The 15,231-nt window shown below is 60.2% G+C and carries 18 protein-coding genes and 1 riboswitch; all 18 genes read left to right on the top strand.

The window, feature by feature from the left end; translation table 11 throughout:
• Positions 1–44 precede the first annotated feature (44 nt).
• The 18 genes from cobT to MHM85_RS18405 all read left to right on the top strand — a co-directional run bounded on the left by cobT (position 45) and on the right by MHM85_RS18405 (position 15,197).
• Entirely contained in the window at positions 45–1,121 is a 1,077-nt protein-coding gene (cobT, locus tag MHM85_RS11210; protein ID WP_239286006.1) for a nicotinate-nucleotide--dimethylbenzimidazole phosphoribosyltransferase, read from the top strand.
• Positions 1,118–2,113 carry an adenosylcobinamide-phosphate synthase CbiB gene (cbiB, locus tag MHM85_RS11205; protein ID WP_239286004.1) on the top strand — a complete coding sequence of 332 codons (996 nt, stop codon included), beginning with the start codon at positions 1,118–1,120 and terminating at the stop codon, positions 2,111–2,113. The genes cobT and cbiB overlap by 4 nt, the downstream gene beginning before the upstream one ends.
• Positions 2,110–3,201, top strand: coding sequence for a threonine-phosphate decarboxylase CobD (gene cobD / locus MHM85_RS11200; RefSeq protein ID WP_239286002.1), 1,092 nt, complete (start codon positions 2,110–2,112; stop codon positions 3,199–3,201). The genes cbiB and cobD overlap by 4 nt, the downstream gene beginning before the upstream one ends.
• Positions 3,185–3,748 carry a bifunctional adenosylcobinamide kinase/adenosylcobinamide-phosphate guanylyltransferase gene (locus MHM85_RS11195; RefSeq protein WP_239286000.1) on the top strand — a complete coding sequence of 188 codons (564 nt, stop codon included), beginning with the start codon at positions 3,185–3,187 and terminating at the stop codon, positions 3,746–3,748. The genes cobD and MHM85_RS11195 overlap by 17 nt, the downstream gene beginning before the upstream one ends.
• Positions 3,745–4,521 carry an adenosylcobinamide-GDP ribazoletransferase gene (gene cobS, locus MHM85_RS11190; RefSeq protein ID WP_239285998.1) on the top strand — a complete coding sequence of 259 codons (777 nt, stop codon included), beginning with the start codon at positions 3,745–3,747 and terminating at the stop codon, positions 4,519–4,521. The genes MHM85_RS11195 and cobS overlap by 4 nt, the downstream gene beginning before the upstream one ends.
• On the top strand, positions 4,458–5,111 hold the full coding sequence (locus tag MHM85_RS11185) for a histidine phosphatase family protein (protein ID WP_239285996.1): 654 nt from the start codon (positions 4,458–4,460) through the stop codon (positions 5,109–5,111). The genes cobS and MHM85_RS11185 overlap by 64 nt, the downstream gene beginning before the upstream one ends.
• A complete protein-coding gene (locus MHM85_RS11180) occupies positions 5,063–5,506 on the top strand; it encodes a bifunctional adenosylcobinamide kinase/adenosylcobinamide-phosphate guanylyltransferase (RefSeq protein WP_139528191.1) in 444 nt (147 codons plus the stop codon). The genes MHM85_RS11185 and MHM85_RS11180 overlap by 49 nt, the downstream gene beginning before the upstream one ends.
• A gap of 20 nt (positions 5,507–5,526) precedes the next feature.
• Positions 5,527–5,776, top strand: a riboswitch (cobalamin riboswitch).
• A gap of 142 nt (positions 5,777–5,918) precedes the next feature.
• Positions 5,919–7,727: a TonB-dependent receptor gene (locus MHM85_RS11175; RefSeq protein ID WP_239285994.1), complete on the top strand. Its 1,809-nt coding sequence runs from the start codon at positions 5,919–5,921 to the stop codon at positions 7,725–7,727.
• 4 nt (positions 7,728–7,731) lie between these two features.
• The gene (locus MHM85_RS11170) at positions 7,732–8,640 is read left to right on the top strand and encodes a cobalamin-binding protein (protein ID WP_239286076.1); all 909 of its coding nucleotides are present in this window, start codon (positions 7,732–7,734) and stop codon (positions 8,638–8,640) included.
• Complete coding sequence (locus tag MHM85_RS11165; RefSeq protein WP_239285992.1) at positions 8,640–9,611, top strand: iron ABC transporter permease; 972 nt, start codon at positions 8,640–8,642, stop codon at positions 9,609–9,611. Before MHM85_RS11170 ends, MHM85_RS11165 begins: the two co-directional genes overlap by 1 nt.
• Positions 9,611–10,399 carry an ABC transporter ATP-binding protein gene (locus MHM85_RS11160; protein WP_239285990.1) on the top strand — a complete coding sequence of 263 codons (789 nt, stop codon included), beginning with the start codon at positions 9,611–9,613 and terminating at the stop codon, positions 10,397–10,399. The genes MHM85_RS11165 and MHM85_RS11160 overlap by 1 nt, the downstream gene beginning before the upstream one ends.
• Before the next feature lie 14 nt (positions 10,400–10,413).
• Entirely contained in the window at positions 10,414–11,724 is a 1,311-nt protein-coding gene (locus MHM85_RS11155; RefSeq protein WP_239285988.1) for a cobyrinate a,c-diamide synthase, read from the top strand.
• 111 nt (positions 11,725–11,835) lie between these two features.
• Positions 11,836–12,276 (top strand): YtoQ family protein, encoded by a 441-nt coding sequence (locus MHM85_RS11150; protein WP_239285986.1) that lies wholly within the window; start codon positions 11,836–11,838, stop codon positions 12,274–12,276.
• A 40-nt stretch (positions 12,277–12,316) separates the two neighbouring features.
• Positions 12,317–12,928, top strand: a complete 612-nt coding sequence (gene cobO, locus MHM85_RS11145) for a cob(I)yrinic acid a,c-diamide adenosyltransferase (RefSeq protein ID WP_239285984.1) — start codon at positions 12,317–12,319, stop codon at positions 12,926–12,928.
• A 511-nt stretch (positions 12,929–13,439) separates the two neighbouring features.
• A complete protein-coding gene (locus MHM85_RS11140) occupies positions 13,440–14,018 on the top strand; it encodes a hypothetical protein (protein ID WP_239285982.1) in 579 nt (192 codons plus the stop codon).
• On the top strand, positions 14,005–14,307 hold the full coding sequence (locus MHM85_RS11135; RefSeq protein WP_239285980.1) for a hypothetical protein: 303 nt from the start codon (positions 14,005–14,007) through the stop codon (positions 14,305–14,307). The genes MHM85_RS11140 and MHM85_RS11135 overlap by 14 nt, the downstream gene beginning before the upstream one ends.
• Positions 14,308–14,414: 107 nt before the next feature.
• Positions 14,415–14,972, top strand: coding sequence for a hypothetical protein (locus MHM85_RS11130; protein WP_239285978.1), 558 nt, complete (start codon positions 14,415–14,417; stop codon positions 14,970–14,972).
• Between the two features lie 93 nt (positions 14,973–15,065).
• Entirely contained in the window at positions 15,066–15,197 is a 132-nt protein-coding gene (locus tag MHM85_RS18405; protein WP_275443467.1) for a hypothetical protein, read from the top strand.
• Positions 15,198–15,231: the final 34 nt, after the last annotated feature.

Genomic DNA, 15,231 nt, shown 5'->3' with positions numbered 1-15,231 from the left:
TGGTTTTGCTACCATTTTGCGCCACCTGCCTGTGGAGAATTGTGATGGACAACGAGCCGACCGCTGAACAGCGACTTCAGTCACTTCTGGCGCGCATTCGCGCCGTAGATAACGCCGAGGGTGAGCGTACTCGCGCGTATCTCGACACGCTGACCAAACCTCCCGGCAGTTTAGGCAGGCTCGAAACGCTCGCCATTCAGTTGAGTGCCATTACCGGACAGCGCACTCCGCTCGTCTCTCCGCCTGGTGTTGCCGTGTTTGCCGCCGACCACGGCGTGGCCGACGAGGGCGTCTCGGCGTTTCCCCAGGAAGTGACCGCGCAGATGGTGGCGAATTTCGCCCAGGGAGGCGCGGCCATCAATGTCTTCGCGCGCCAGATAGGCGCTCAGGTCGACGTGGTCGATGTGGGGGTGGCGTCACCGCTTGCCCTGCCCAGCGTGGTCGATGCCAAGGTGCGCGCCGGTACGGCGAACATGGTGCGGGAAGACGCGATGAGCCAGGGAGAAGCCCAGCGCGCCATCGGCGTAGGTGCCGACACGGTAGAGCGCTTGGCGGGCCAGGGCGCGAAGAGCATCATCGTCGGTGAAATGGGCATTGCCAATACCACCGCCAGCAGCGCCATGCTGGCGGCGCTCACCCAGGCGCCGGTGGCGACGGTGGTCGGCGCGGGGACCGGGATAAGCAGCGCCCAGCAGGCGCATAAAGTGTCGGTGATCGAGCAGGCGCTACGCGCCCGCCAAGCCCACGCCGATGATCCGTTAGACGTACTCAGCAAACTCGGCGGGCTGGAGATGGCCGCCATGACGGGCGCCTATTTGGCCGCAGCCGCCCACCGGCTACCCGCCATCGTCGATGGTTTCATCGCCACCGTCGCTGCGTTAACGGCGTGTCGCCTTTGCCCCGAGGCGCGCGGCTATCTCATTTTTGGTCATCGCTCCGAAGAGCCGGGCCATGCCACGGCGCTGGCGGCTCTCGACGCCGAGCCGCTTCTGGCACTGGGTATGCGCTTGGGGGAAGGCAGCGGCGCTGCGCTGGCGTTCCCGCTCATACAAGCCGCTGCCTCGATGCTCAGCGACATGGCCACCTTTGATAAGGTGGGCGTGAGCAGCAGCAGAGTATGAGCCCGCTTAGCAGTTGGCTGTCCGCCTCGGTGGCGCTGGTCGCGCTGGCCATCGTCGTCGATCTCATCGTGGGCGACCCGCGCGTGCTGCCGCATCCGGTGGTGATCATCGGTCGGGGCATCAGCGCGCTAGAACGGCGCTGGAACCGAGGCAGTGCCCAGCGTCGCCGTGCCATGGGCTTTTTACTGACGGCAGTGAGCGTCCTGGGAACGTTCACTGCCACTTGGCTGGTGTTGGCACTGCTGACTCAGCTTCACCCCTGGCTAGGCCTCGCCGCCGAGCTTTGGCTGCTCGCCACCACGCTGGCCATCAAAGGGCTCGCCGAGGCCGGAAACGCCATTGCCCAACCGCTCGCCCGAGGGGATCTGCCTACCGCTCGTCATGCGCTTTCGATGGTGGTCGGCCGCGATACCGATTCGCTCGATGAAGCCGAGATTACCCGGGGGGCGGTCGAGACCGTTGCCGAGAACACCGTGGATGGCATTACCTCGCCGCTGCTGTTTGCCGTCATCGGTGGCGCGCCCCTGGCGTTGGCGTACAAAGCGATCAACACACTCGATTCCATGGTGGGCTATCGCAACGAGCGCTACGCGGATTTCGGCTACGCGTCCGCCAAACTCGACGATTTCGCCAACTGGCTGCCTGCCCGGCTGACGACTCTCTGTTTATGGCTAGCGGGCAGGGGATTGATAGGGCGAGGCGTCACCGTGTCAAATTGGCGGGGTGCGCTGGCCGCCACCTGCCGGGAAGCGCCGCGCCACCCCAGCCCCAACGCCGGGTGGCCGGAAGCGATGGTGGCGAATCTGCTGGGCGTGCAGCTAGGCGGCACGAATATGTATCAGGGCGTGGTCTCCCACCGGGCAACGCTGGGGAGCGGGCAAATACCGCTCTCCGTGGCGCATATTTCCCTGACGTTACGGCTGATGCACGGCGGGTGGCTGCTGTTTTTCGCATTCCTCGTGCTCTTAGCGTTTCTCTGGGGGCTGCAATGACCACGGCTCCCTGGCCCGACCACGGCGGCGACGCAGCGGCGCTGCTCAAACGCTTTAGGTTACCTGCGGATCACCCGTTCGAGGACGTGAGCGCGAACCTCAACCCGCTGGGGCCGCCGCCCTGGGTGGCGGATTGGTTGGTTGAATGTATTAGTGGGTTAAGCCGCTACCCGGAGCCCAGCTACCGCGTCGCGCGGTGTGCCATTGCCGAACACGAAGGCGTGGCGCCGGAGCAAGTGCTGCTCACCAACGGCGGAGCAGACGCCATTTTTTTGGCCGCTGCCCTTCATGCAGGCCAGCGCGGGCTGATCGTGACGCCCACCTTTGGCGAATATGCCAGAGCCTGTGCCGCGCATCGGTTAGTGGTAACGGAGCATGCCCTAGAGGCCCCCCGTTTCGGCCTACAAACGGCAGCGTTGGACGAGCCTGTCACTCAGGCGGATGTGATCTTTCTCTGCCGCCCCAATAATCCCACCGGCACCCTGGTCAGCGCCGTAGAGATCGAGCGTATGCTCTCACGCATGCCCGCTACGTCAACACTGGTGGTGGATGAAGCGTTTATCGATCTTGCCCTCGCTGCCGAACCGCTCACGCCGCTGTTGGCGCGCTACCCGCAGCTTGTGCTGCTGCGCTCCATGACCAAGTTTTACACGCTGCCCGGGCTGCGCCTGGGGTACGTGCTGGCGAGTGCCGAGCACGTTGCCGCCCTGGCATGCCATCAGCCGCCCTGGAGCGTCAATCACCTCGCTGCCGAGCTGGTGGCACCGCTGTTGGCGGATACGGCCTTTGCCCAGCGCACGCGGCAGTGGTTGGCGCGGGAACAGCCGCGTTTGGGCCAAGCGCTGACACACGCGGGGCTAGATGTCGTGCCCAGCCAAAGCTGCTTTTATCTGGTGCGGCCGGGTCCAGCGTTGTGCCAGCGCGGGCTTTCCAGCGCGCTGCTGCTTGAACGCTTGCTGCATCACGGTATGCTGGCGCGACATACCTACAGCTTTGCAGCGCTCGACGGTGATTGGTTGCGGCTGGCAGTGCGCGATGGTTCGGCAAATGATCGATTGTTAAAGGTGTTACATGATTGTGTTCGTTAGTGGGGGCGCGCGCTCCGGTAAGAGTCACGTTGCTGAACAGTACGTGCTGCAAGCTGCCAACGGTCAACCGTGTTTTTACGTGGCGACCGCTAACGTATACGACGACGAAATGGCTGAGCGGGTTGCCCTCCATCGAGCCGGTCGGGATGCCCAGGGTGTGCCTGATTCGTGGGTAACGCTGGAGGCACCGCTGGCCATCGATCAAGCCATCGCTCGAGTGCCCAACGGGCATGCCGCCTTGCTCGATTGTCTTACACTCTGGGCCAGCCAAGTGATGTTCGACGCCGACGACGCGCACGCACCGCTCTCTACCACCGAAGGGTTTTCGCTATTGGTGCGCTGTTTGCAAGATGCCCGGGCGCGACACATTACCCTCGTCGTCGTCTCCAATGATCTCAACGAAGCGCCATTGCCTAACGACACCCATACGCAGCGTTATGTCGAGTTTTTACAAATGCTGCACCGCTGGCTAGCCGTCGAGTCCGATAGCGTGATCGAGGTGGTCGCAGGCCAGGGCATCGAGTGGAAAGCGGGCGCCAATACGTGAACAACGTCCTTTATGGTGGGCTGCTGGCCCTGCAATTTTTGACTCGGTTACCCATACCGGTGGCGTGCCCCTGGACGCCCGCCACCCGCCGTTGGGCCATTCGTGCCTATCCGCTCGTCGGCCTGCTGATCGGCGGTTTGCTCGCGCTGGCCGCGTTACTGTTAGAGCACGTACAAACGCCCACGCCGATCAGTGCGCTGGTACTGCTCAGCGTGTGGGTGGGGCTCACGGGTGGACTACACCTGGATGGCGTGATGGACCTGGCCGATGCGCTGGGCAGCAACCAGCCGTTGCAGCGGCGCTGGGATATCATGAAAGACCCGCAAATCGGCAGCTTCGGCATGCTGGCGCTGCTGTTTTTGCTGGCCTGGAAGGGCGTGCTGCTCTGGGCGCTGCTGCAGTATCACGCGCCGCTGTGGTGGCTCGCGGTAGTACCCGCACTGGGGCGCTGGGCGGGCGTCGCGCTGCTCGTGCTGACCCCATGCGCCCACTCGCGCGGCCTGGCTTGGAGCTGGCAGCAGTCGTTGGGACGCCGCGATGTAGGCGTGGCGCTCCTGCCGCTGTTCCCGCTCGCCATGCTCTGGCCGTTAGCCGCGCTGTGGCTGGCAGCGCTGGCATGTTGGGTAGCGCTGGTACGCAGAGCACTGCTGCGCTCGTTTAACGGCATCAACGGCGATATGGTCGGCGCCACCATCGAAGGAGGAGAGCTTTGGCTACTGATCTTAATGTGGAGCTGGTGGCAGTTCGTCACGGTATCACCGCCTGGAATCTAGAGCGCCGTTACCAGGGCCAGCGGGATATTCCGCTGCTGTTTCCTGAGGCGGAGGAGGGGCTGTTAGCGTTGCGCGCGGCCCTGGCCGATGAGCGTTTCGACGCCATTTACGCCAGCGACCTAGGCCGCTGCCAAGAAACCCTGGCCTGGTCCCAGGCGGCCAAGCCGGGGGTTCCCGTCTACGCCGAACCGCGCTTACGGGAACTCGATTTCGGCGAGTACGAAGGCAAGGTTTACGATGAATTAAAAGAACTGCCGCACTATCGCGCCTGGATCGATAGCGCCGGAGAGTTACAAATTCCCGGTGGCGAATCCTCTGGCCAACTGCGCGAACGGCTGGATGCCTGGCTCGACGATGTTGCGGAACATACTCGGCAACACGGCTATCGAAAAGTGTTGGTAGTGACCCACGGCGGCGTGATTCGTGAACTACGCCGCCGTTTCGAAACCCTCGATTTTTGGCAGGGAATCGTGCATCAAGCCCAGGGACGGCGCTGGCAGCTCGCGTATCAAGCAGGTGAGGACGGAAAAGGAGAATGGCAATGCAACTGTTCATTGGCGGTGCCAGCGCAGGTAAGCGCGACGCAGTAAAACAACGCTTTCCCGGCGCGGTGTGGTGGCGTCTAGCCCCTGGCCAGCGTCTTCACGAGGTCTCTCACGTCATGTTGCCCAACACGCCACTGGTGTTACATGGCTTATTTGAATGGCTGACCGCGGTGCTGGACTCCGACATCAGCAGCGACGAGTGGCGCGCCCAGTGGCGGGAAGATTTACAGCGCCTCGAGCAAGCCGCCGCTGCAGAGAACGTCGCGCTGGTGATCATTGCCAATGAGTTGGGGCGTGGCCTCGTCCCAGTGGCCCGCCACCAGCGCCGCCTGCGGGATTTGAGCGGCTGGTTCACCCAGGACGCCGCCGCTCACGCCGAGCAGGTGTGGTACGTGCGCCACGGCTTGGTACAAGCGCTGAAAGGCGCGTCAGCAAATTGACCACCCCCTAACAAGTTGCTAGTTTACGCACACTCTCAGGTGCTGGTGGCGTAACCGCCATCAGTTAAACGGGAAGTTGGTGAACATGGTCATGTCATGGCTGTGTCAATCCAACGCTGCCCCCGCAACGGTGATCGAGACAAGAACGGCTAGAGACGCCACTGTGCCTTGGCATGGGAAGGTGGTCGTTCGGAAAAGGGTCGGCGCTTAGGTAAAGCGCCCCTCTTTCGCTCGTCAGCCCGGAGACCGGCCTAAGAGTGATGGCTTGAAGAAAGCCACGGATTACCGGCATGCGGAGGGCATGTACAGGGTGACGTTACGTGGCGCTCTGCCACGGATTTCCCTTGTGTGCCCCTGCCCGGTCACTAAAAAGTACGCTGTGCGGGTGAGCACAGCGAGCAAGGGACCCACCATGTTCAATCGTTTTCATACCCCCGCAACGCTTGCGGCGTTTACCATGGCCGCGCTACCGCTGGCCGTTCAGGCGCAAAGCGCATCGGCCACCGCGACGGCCTCCAACACGCTGAATCCCGTCGTGGTCACGGCCGCACTCGCTCCGCGCACCGCTAATGAAAGCCTCTCTTCGGTCACGGTAATCGACGAGGCCGCGCTGCGCCGCCAAGACCCCGTCAGTATCACCGACCTGCTGCGTGGCCAGCCGGGCGTGGACGTTTCCAGTAACGGTAGCTTCGGCAAGAATAGCAGCGTCTTCATTCGCGGCACGGGCAGCGCGCAGAATGTCCTGATGATCGATGGTATCCGTTTGCGCTCGGCTACTAGCGGCGGGGCCGCTTGGCAATATTTGGAGCCACGCATGTTCGAGCGTGCCGAAATCGTGCGCGGTCCTCGCGGCAGCCTTTACGGTGCCGACGCCATGGGCGGCGTCATACAGTTGTTTACTCCACAGGGTGAAGACGAAGGTCCGCAGCCGCGTATTTCCGCAGGCGGCGGCTCGTTCAACACCCAGCGGCTGAGCGCAGGCGTCAGCGGTAAAGAGGGCGGCACGCGTTACAGCTTTTCTGGCAGCCACTTCAATACCGACGGCCAGCCAGTGCGTCGTAATGGCGACGACAAAGGCTACGACAACACCTCCGCGCTGGCGCGCGTGTCGCACACCTTCGCGAACGGTGCCGAAGCAGGCGTATTGGCGCTGCGTGCCCGTGGGTATAACGAGTATGACGGCGGGGAAAATGACTTCGTTCAGCAGGTCGCGGGCGTGTATGGCGAGCTGCCGATGACCGACAGCTGGCGCAGCCGCTTGACGATCAGCGAATCGCGGGACGAAAGTGATAACGTCGCTGATTTTGGCGATACCTCGTTCAATACCAAAATACGCACGGCGCGCTGGGAAAACACCGTGACCGTGGGTGCCCACGAAGTGGTCGCCGGGGCCGAGTACAGCGAAGACCGGGTAGACAGCACCACCGCCTACGACGAAACCAGTCGCAGCAATGCGGCCGTTTTCACCCAGGCGCTGCTGGATTTCTCGCCCTTCACGCTTCAAGGCAGCCTTCGCTTTGATGACAACGAGTCCTACGGCGACGAGGTGACGGGCAGCGTCGGGATCGGGTATGACGTGGATGGCCACCACACGCTGCGCGCCAACTACGGCACGGCGTTCAACGCACCGACCTACAACCAGCTTTATTTCCCTGGTTTTGGTAACCCGGACTTGGCGTCGGAAACCTCCGAGTCGATCGAAGTTGGCGTGCGCGGCCAGTATGCCCGCTGGTTCTGGGATGCGGCGCTTTACCAAACCGATATCGACAACTTGATTGCGGGCCAAGGGTTACAGTTCAACGTGCCGGAAACGCGCATTCGTGGAGCAGAGCTTAGCGCGGGTGTCGACGTGAACGAGTGGACGCTGGCGGCGGCGCTCACCTACACCGACCCCGAAAACCGCTTGACCGGCAAACGCCTGCAAAACCGTGCCTCGCAAAGCTTGCGCCTGGACGTCGACCGCGAGCTGGGTGATTGGTCCCTGGGCGGCTCTTGGGTCGCGCAAAACCATCGCTACCGTGATGCGGCCAACGAAGATCGCCTGAGCGGGTACGGTTTGGTGAACCTGCGTGCAGGCTGGCAGTTTGCGCCGCTGTGGAGCGCTCGGGTAACGTTAGAGAACGTGCTGGATCAAGACTATGTCACCACGCGCTCGTTTGACGGTGCCGACTACATCAACGCGGGCCGAGCAGGATTCTTGAGTGTTCACTTTGGCCAATAAATTCATGCAGTTCGGCGGCGCCTTGGGCGCCGCTTTCCTATGGCTGGGTAGCGGCATTGCCACCCCGCTTCATGCCGACAACCCCAGCCGCTGCGCGGTCGATGACCGTGGTCGGGAAGTGTGCTTACATGCCTCGGCCAACCGCATCGCCACGCTTTCACCCGGTGCCACGGAACTGACCTACGCCGCTGGCGCTGGGGATCAGGTGGTGGCCGTGGTGAGTTATAGCGACTACCCGCCGGAAGCAAAGGACGTGGCCTCGGTGGGTAGCCACACCCGAATCGATTTGGAAGCCCTGGTAGGGCTTGCCCCGGATTTAGTCATCGGCTGGGTAACGGGGAACCCCGCCGAGCAAATGGATACCCTCGAAGCGCTGGGCATGCCGGTATTTTATATCGAGCCGCGCAGCGTCGAGGCGGTGGCTGACACCATCGAGCGGCTTGCCCGCCTGGCCGGTACCGAACCGGTAGGCAAACAGGCGGCCAATGAGTTCAGAGAGGGCATGGCCGCGCTTACCGCCCGCTATAGCGAGCGTGACCCTGTGGCGACGTTTTATCAGGTGTGGGACGAGCCGTTGATGAGCGTCAATGACGACCACCTGATTGGGCAAGTGGTGCAATTGTGCGGCGGCGAAAACGTCTTTGGCGATCAGCACCGATTAGTACCGCGTTTAGACGATGAAGCCGTGCTTGCGGCCAACCCCGACGCCATCATTGCCGGAGGCATGGGGGAGGAGAACCGCGACTGGCTCACCCACTGGGAGCAGTACCCCAACCTTGCCGCCGTGGACGCCGGTAACCTCTATTTCGTGCCGCCTTCCTTAATTCAGCGGCCCACGCCGCGCCTGCTGGAAGGCGCACAGATTCTGTGTGAAAAGCTCGAACACACCCGCCAAAAGTGCAGGGGGTCTTGATGGTAATGCGCCTGTGGCAACCCCTTGGCCTGCTGGCGCTGATCGCCGTGGCCGCCATGCTGTTTTCTCTGGCGGTGGGCAGCGCGCAGCTTTCGGTAGCGCAGCTCTGGGCGGTGGTGCAGGGCCAGGGCGATGCGCTGGCGCGCACCATGGTGATCGAGCTTCGCTTGCCACGGGCGCTTTCCGCCTTTGCGGTGGGCGGGCTGTTGGCGGTGGCCGGTGCGCTAATGCAGGTGCTGCTACGTAACCCGCTGGCCGACCCCTACGTGCTGGGGCTATCCGGCGGGGCATCCATCGGTGCGCTGGCGGCCATGCTGGCCGGAATGGGCGGTGTGCTTATTTCGGGTTCGGCGTTTTTAGGCGCGCTGTTCTCCACGTTTTTAGTATTTGGCCTAGCCCACGGTAGCGGCGGCTGGACGCCTTCACGGCTGTTGCTCACTGGCGTGGTCGTGGCTGCGGGGTGGGGCGCGGTGATTACCCTGATGCTCGCGCTAAGCCCCGCCGAGCGGCTGCCGGGCATGCTCTACTGGCTGATGGGAGATTTATCTTACGCCCGCACGCCGTGGCCGCCGCTGCTGCTATTAATCGCCACCTGTGTATTGCTGATACCGCTAGGGCGCAGCCTCAACGTGCTGGCCCGTGGCCCCCAGCAGGCCGCCGCTCTGGGTGTGGATGTTCGCCCGCTGGAGTGGGGCATCTACATTGCCGCCAGCCTCTTGACCGCCGCTGCCGTGACCACCGCAGGCAGCATCGGGTTTGTGGGGTTGGTAGTTCCCCACATGCTGCGCCTGCTGCTCGGCAACGACCAGCGCTTGATTCTACCCGCCTGCGCGCTGGCAGGCGGCACGCTCCTGGTACTCGCCGACACCCTAGCGCGGACGATGATTGCCCCCGAGCAGCTCCCCGTCGGGGTGATCACCGCGCTGCTGGGCGTGCCCACCTTCCTCTTTTTGCTCTACCGGAGCCGCTGATGATCCGCTTGGCGACCCAAGACCTGATCATCGACGTGCCGAGGCGCAGCGCAGGCACGGCGTTGAATCTCACCCTCGAACCAGGGCAGGTGTGGGGCGTGCTTGGCCCCAACGGCGCGGGCAAGACCACGCTGCTGCACACCCTGGCAGGGCTCCACGCCCCCCGGTCCGGTCAGGTGCTGATCGGCGACAAACCGCTTGGCCAACTGCGCAGGCGGCAAGTGGCGCAGCAGTTAGGGCTGGTGTTTCAAGAGCGGCTAGACGGCTTTCCCGCCACGGTGCTGGAGACCGCGCTGATAGGCCGCCACCCCTACCTTTCCCTGTGGCAGATGGAAGGGGCCGACGACTACGCCCGCGCCGAGGCCGCCCTGGAGGCGCTGGATGTGGCCCATCTTCGCCACCGCTTGGTCAGCACGCTTTCCGGCGGTGAACGCCAGCGGGTAGCCATGGCGACGGTACTCACGCAAGCGCCCAACATCTGGCTGGCGGACGAACCCACCAACCACCTGGATTTACACCACCAAAGCGCGGTGATGGCGCTGATGGCCGAGCAGGCCGCCCAAGGCAGCGCGGTGATGATGTGCCTGCACGATTTGAATTTAGCCGCCCGCTGGTGCGACCACATTCTGCTGCTTTACCCCAGCGGTGAAGCCTGCTGGGGCCCACGAGACACCATGCTGGTGCCCAGCGCCCTAGAACGGCTCTACCAACAGCGGCTGGCCACGGTAGATGTGGGTGGTGCGCCGGTGTTTGTGCCCATCCAGGCACCCCTTACCGACCATGAGTGATTTAAGGAAGAGACATGTTGCAAGGTAAAGCACACGCAGCGCTCATCAGCGCCCCCGGTTCGGGCCAGGGCAAATCCATGGTCACGGCGGCGCTGGCACGGCTGCACCGCAACGCCGGGCGCACCGTGCGGGTCTTCAAACACGGCCCCGATTACCTAGACCCCATGGTGCAAGAAGTCGCTTCCGGCCAGCCGGTGTATCAGCTTCACCCCTGGATGACCGGAGAGCATGAGTGCCGCTGGCGCTTAGCCAAAGCCGCCCAAGAAGCCGACGTGATTTTGGTGGAGGGCTCCATGGGGCTATTCGATGGCTCGCCCTCCAGCGCTGACTTAGCCATCCTGGCGGGCATCCCCGCGCTGCCGGTGATCGATGCCTGGGGCATGGCGCAAACGTTTGGCGCGGTGGCCCAAGGCCTGGCCAACTACCACCCCGACCTCGACATTCACGAAGTGATCGCCAACCGCATCGGCAGCCCCGGCCACGGCAAGCTGCTGAATGAGAGCATGCCGGAAGGCATTGCGCTGCTAGGCGCAATTCCCCGTCATGACGCGATGAAAATCCCCGACCGCCACTTGGGCCTGGTGCAAGCCAGTGAGCTGAGCGGCCTGGATGCCCAGCTAGACGCCGCCGCCAAGGTGTTAGAAGAAGCTGGGTTAGGCCGCTTGCCTAAAGAGGTAACGCTAAGCGCTGACGCCCCCACGCCTGCACCGGACTATTTGCGCGGCGTGCGTATTGCCATTGCTAAAGACGACGCCTTTGCGTTTATCTACCGCGCGAATCTCGAAGTATTAGAAGAGATGGGCGCGACGCTGCACTTCTTCTCGCCACTTAATGATGCAGCACTGCCAGAATGCGACGCCCTCTGGCTGCCCGGCGGCTACCCAGAACTGCACGCCGCCCGCTTCAGCGCCAACCAGCCCATGCTAGAGGCGATCAGCGCTCACCACCGGGCAGGCAAACCCATTCTCGCCGAGTGCGGCGGGCTCATGAGCTGTGTAGAGCAATTAATCGATGGCGAAGGCAACGCCCACACCATGCTAGGGCTACTGCCCGGCACCGCCAAAATGGCCGGTAAGCTGACAGCGCTAGGCCTACAAAGCCTACACAGCCAACGCGGCGAACTACGCGGCCACACCTACCACCACTCGCTGCTGGAAACCGCCATACAGCCGTTGGCCCGCACCCGCAAATTGGCCGGTAGCGAAGCCGAACCTATCTACCGTGATGGCGCGCTGGTAGCCAGCTACTTCCATGGCTACTTCCCCTCAGCGCCCAGGCTGGTGGCGGATATTTTCACCGGCCAACCAATTCACCTCGCGGAGTAACGGGCAGGGGAGCGCGCAGCTATTAGCCGAAAAATATGGAAGGTTTTTCCATAAAGCAGCAGTGGGCTATCATAGAGCGGCGAGACACTCCCCAACCCTAAAGGAGCTACCATGAGCTTTTACGTCTACCTTTCCGGCGAGATTCACACCGACTGGCGTGAAGAGATTCAGCGCGGCGCAGAAGCGGCGGGCCTGGACGTCGTCTTCACCGCCCCGGTGACCGACCACGACGCCTCTGATGCCGCAGGCGACCATCTGGGCAAACCGGACAACGGCTTCTGGCGCGACCACCAGTCTTCCAAAGTGAACGCCATCCGCACCCGCACGATGATTGAGCAGGCAGATTTAGTGGTGGTGCGCTTTGGCGACAAGTACAAACAGTGGAACGCCGCCTTTGACGCAGGCTACTGCGCGGCACTCGCCAAGCCCTACATCACGCTGCACAGCGAAGACATTGTTCACCCGCTGAAAGAAGTCGACGCCCAAGCGCAAGCCTGGTGCACCACCACCGATCAGGTCGTGGAAACTCTGCGCTACGTGCTGAAAGCATAAAACTTAGATCGTAAAAGATAGAACACCCCAAGGAGACCCCATGCGCGACAATGCCAAAACCCCGGAACGCCATGCCCAGCGCATGGCGGCCAAGCAAAAAATCATGAACGAGCGCATCGCCCGCGCCGATAAAGAGCAGGGCATTTTGCTGGTACTCACCGGCCCCGGCAAGGGCAAAAGCAGCTCCGGTTTTGGCATGCTCGCCCGCGCTCTGGGCCACGGCATGAAGGTTGGCGTGGTGCAGTTCATCAAGGGCGCGTTTAGTACCGGCGAAGAAGCCTTCTTCCGCAACCTGCCCAACGTGGACTACCACGTGATGGGCGAAGGCTACACCTGGGACACCCAAGACCGCGAACGCGACGTCGCCGCCGCCAACGCCGCCTGGGAACAAGCCAAGCGCATGCTGCAAGACGACAGCTACCACATGGTACTGCTCGACGAACTCAACATCGCCCTGCGCTACGAGTACCTCGACTTGGACCAGGTCCTCGACGACCTGCAAGCCCGCCCCCCCATGCAACACGCCATCGTCACTGGCCGCTACGCCCCCCAACCCCTCATCGACCTCGCCGACACCGTCACCGAAATGAAAGTCGTCAAACACGCCTTCAAAGACCAAGGCATCAAAGCCCAAAAAGGCATCGAGCTTTGAAGTGAGGAGAAAAGTGGGAGAGGGGTGGCTGGTGACTCGTGAGTGTTAGACGTTCAGCCCCGTAGCGCGGCGTAACGCCTGAGCGAGAGCAACGAGCGAAGAAGGCACCCGCGAAGGCGGCGACCAGCCGCCCCGACCCCGCCACATCCCACAAAGCGCCGCCAACCCTGTAGCGCGGCGTAACGCCCGAGCGAGAGCAACGAGCGAGGAAGGCACCCGCGAAGGCGGCGCCAGCCGCCCACGAGCCACATCCCTTGACCCAGCACAATTTTTCAAAAAATCTGCGTGACCAAAGCAAAATTTATCAATAGAGTATGATTAAATCGTAAAAAGCGGCGGTCACGCGAATTTTGGTTATGCTGTCAAGTGTCAGGCATAGTCTATTAGAAACAGTGGCTTATGATTGTTTGAGTGGCGATATAACATCAATAATCATGCTGGCGCGCTCAATAGTGTTATGTGGAAGAGCGTATAATTACACTTTATGTTTTACGGGGATATGCAGATAGCTATGGAATTTATTAGGAATCATTGGATTAGGATCGTATACCTGCTTATCTCTGTGGGTGTTCTGTCTGCATCTTTAATCTTCAAAGAAAAAGTTATCGGGAATGATGGCTACCTCAATGAATTTTCGTACTTTGGGGTGGTTGCGACCTTAATTGCGTTGGTGGTGGCGGTATTTGAAGTCTTGCATAGCGTTAGTGTCTCAAAAAGTATTCGTGACGAAGCGAGGAAAATACTTAGGCAGGCTCAGGATGTTAATGGTGCTTCGTTTGTAAGCGAATGTCTTGCGGTTCTGGATGAAGCTAATGAGCATGTTTCGGGTGAGCGCTACGTATTGTCTTTGAAATGCTTCCAATATTTCAGGCGCACCTACCTACGAATATCTGGCCCTGAGAGCCAGGTAAACGAAATAGATTCTGTACTTGGTAATATTGAGCTAGACCTCCAGCAGGCTACTCATGCAAGCGCAAAGGCGCCATTGACCAAAGGGAAAAGAGTTAAAATACAGAAAGATATTTTGGATATAAAAAGGAGCCTTGAAGAAATGAATCCTGCAAAGCGAGGTGAGTATGTTTCCTCCTAAGATCAAAGACTTTCTTGTAGAGTTGATAAAAAGAACTGAGAGTGGAGAGTTTTCATGGATTTATGATGATGATAACTCGAATGTTCAGCTTCAAACAGACCGTTTCACAGTTTCATTAAGATACTCTTTTAATGGAGTTGAAGAGTACGGCGAGTTTGTTTTTTTCTATTTTGATGTTAACGACCAAAAAGAATATCGGTTTTATACGAATCAGACGTGGAATGACTATGACGTAGCCCGTCGTCTTTTTGACGTCGCTCAGTCTTCCGGTTTGAGTTTGCCGTTTTGAGCAAAGAACATAACAATCGCAGGCACAGCGACGGCTTTTCCATTGCGGCTACGCCTCCACTGCAAAGCCGCGCGTGCTGTGGGCGTTATACCTAGAAGGAGAAGTATGTGCCTCTGACAGTAAATGACCTCATTCCTTTCGCTGCAGTTGGTGCCGCAGCAGTCACAGCTTTATCAACTGTGGCGGGAGTTCGGTTGGCAAATCAGGCGGCAGAAAGGCAGTTGAAACTTAGGCTGCAACACCAGGATGACAAAGATCAAAAAGAAGCGCTCAGAAGTCGCTTAGAAGAACTCTATCAGCTCATAGATATTTGGGCAGCTAAGTCTGTTATTCATCACACAACCTACCGTCGGGTCATGGATGGTCAGCTTACTTATAATCAGGCTTTAGACATTACTATCAAAAGTGAGTCATTTGATTCTGCTAGGTTATTTACGCTTGCAGAGCTATACTTTCCTGACAGTCATGAGATGCTAGATAAAATAAAAAGATATCGGGACGAACTGTCAGACATCCAGCATGTTTACAAAGAGCGGTACCGAGAAATAGGTCCAAATGCAGAAGGGGAAAAGTATTCGGCTCTTCTCACGAAGAAACTTATGGAATTCAACGAGGCCATTGATCAATACAAGGCATCTTTGGCTAAATATGCAAGAAGGGTATAACAATGGGCTCCAAGGGACGTGAAAAAGCTGCGCTCGTTTCTCGCTCCGTATTTTCGTCCCTGAGCCCAAGCGTTATACCGAGAAGGAGAGTACATGAAATTTGAAGGAAGTCCTCAGGACCTGGAAATTGTAGTCACTGCAATTGGCCGAAAAATCAAGTCTTCAGAAGAAAAAGGCAATATGCATCAGATCAAGACTACAGAAGGAGAAACAGTCAATCTCTAGAGGACTGGGACCCTTCAGGTCCAAGGGAATCCAG

Source organism: Halomonas sp. McD50-4 (assembly GCF_022348135.1).
Lineage (GTDB): Bacteria > Pseudomonadota > Gammaproteobacteria > Pseudomonadales > Halomonadaceae > Vreelandella > Vreelandella piezotolerans.
Note: the sequence above shows the minus strand (reverse complement) of the source record. Positions and strands in the feature narration are given on the sequence as shown.

What these genes read in the sequence shown, in the direction of transcription:
- cobT (WP_239286006.1), top strand. Translation starts at nt 45, where the DNA reads ATGGACAACGAGCCGACCGCTGAACAGCGACTTCAGTCACTTCTGGCG.
- cbiB (WP_239286004.1), top strand. Translation starts at nt 1,118, where the DNA reads ATGAGCCCGCTTAGCAGTTGGCTGTCCGCCTCGGTGGCGCTGGTCGCG.
- cobD (WP_239286002.1), top strand. Translation starts at nt 2,110, where the DNA reads ATGACCACGGCTCCCTGGCCCGACCACGGCGGCGACGCAGCGGCGCTG.
- MHM85_RS11195 (WP_239286000.1), top strand. Translation starts at nt 3,185, where the DNA reads ATGATTGTGTTCGTTAGTGGGGGCGCGCGCTCCGGTAAGAGTCACGTT.
- MHM85_RS11180 (WP_139528191.1), top strand. Translation starts at nt 5,063, where the DNA reads ATGCAACTGTTCATTGGCGGTGCCAGCGCAGGTAAGCGCGACGCAGTA.
- MHM85_RS11175 (WP_239285994.1), top strand. Translation starts at nt 5,919, where the DNA reads ATGTTCAATCGTTTTCATACCCCCGCAACGCTTGCGGCGTTTACCATG.
- MHM85_RS11170 (WP_239286076.1), top strand. Translation starts at nt 7,732, where the DNA reads ATGCAGTTCGGCGGCGCCTTGGGCGCCGCTTTCCTATGGCTGGGTAGC.
- MHM85_RS11165 (WP_239285992.1), top strand. Translation starts at nt 8,640, where the DNA reads ATGGTAATGCGCCTGTGGCAACCCCTTGGCCTGCTGGCGCTGATCGCC.
- MHM85_RS11160 (WP_239285990.1), top strand. Translation starts at nt 9,611, where the DNA reads ATGATCCGCTTGGCGACCCAAGACCTGATCATCGACGTGCCGAGGCGC.
- MHM85_RS11155 (WP_239285988.1), top strand. Translation starts at nt 10,414, where the DNA reads ATGTTGCAAGGTAAAGCACACGCAGCGCTCATCAGCGCCCCCGGTTCG.
- MHM85_RS11150 (WP_239285986.1), top strand. Translation starts at nt 11,836, where the DNA reads ATGAGCTTTTACGTCTACCTTTCCGGCGAGATTCACACCGACTGGCGT.
- cobO (WP_239285984.1), top strand. Translation starts at nt 12,317, where the DNA reads ATGCGCGACAATGCCAAAACCCCGGAACGCCATGCCCAGCGCATGGCG.
- MHM85_RS11140 (WP_239285982.1), top strand. Translation starts at nt 13,440, where the DNA reads ATGGAATTTATTAGGAATCATTGGATTAGGATCGTATACCTGCTTATC.
- MHM85_RS11135 (WP_239285980.1), top strand. Translation starts at nt 14,005, where the DNA reads ATGTTTCCTCCTAAGATCAAAGACTTTCTTGTAGAGTTGATAAAAAGA.
- MHM85_RS18405 (WP_275443467.1), top strand. Translation starts at nt 15,066, where the DNA reads ATGAAATTTGAAGGAAGTCCTCAGGACCTGGAAATTGTAGTCACTGCA.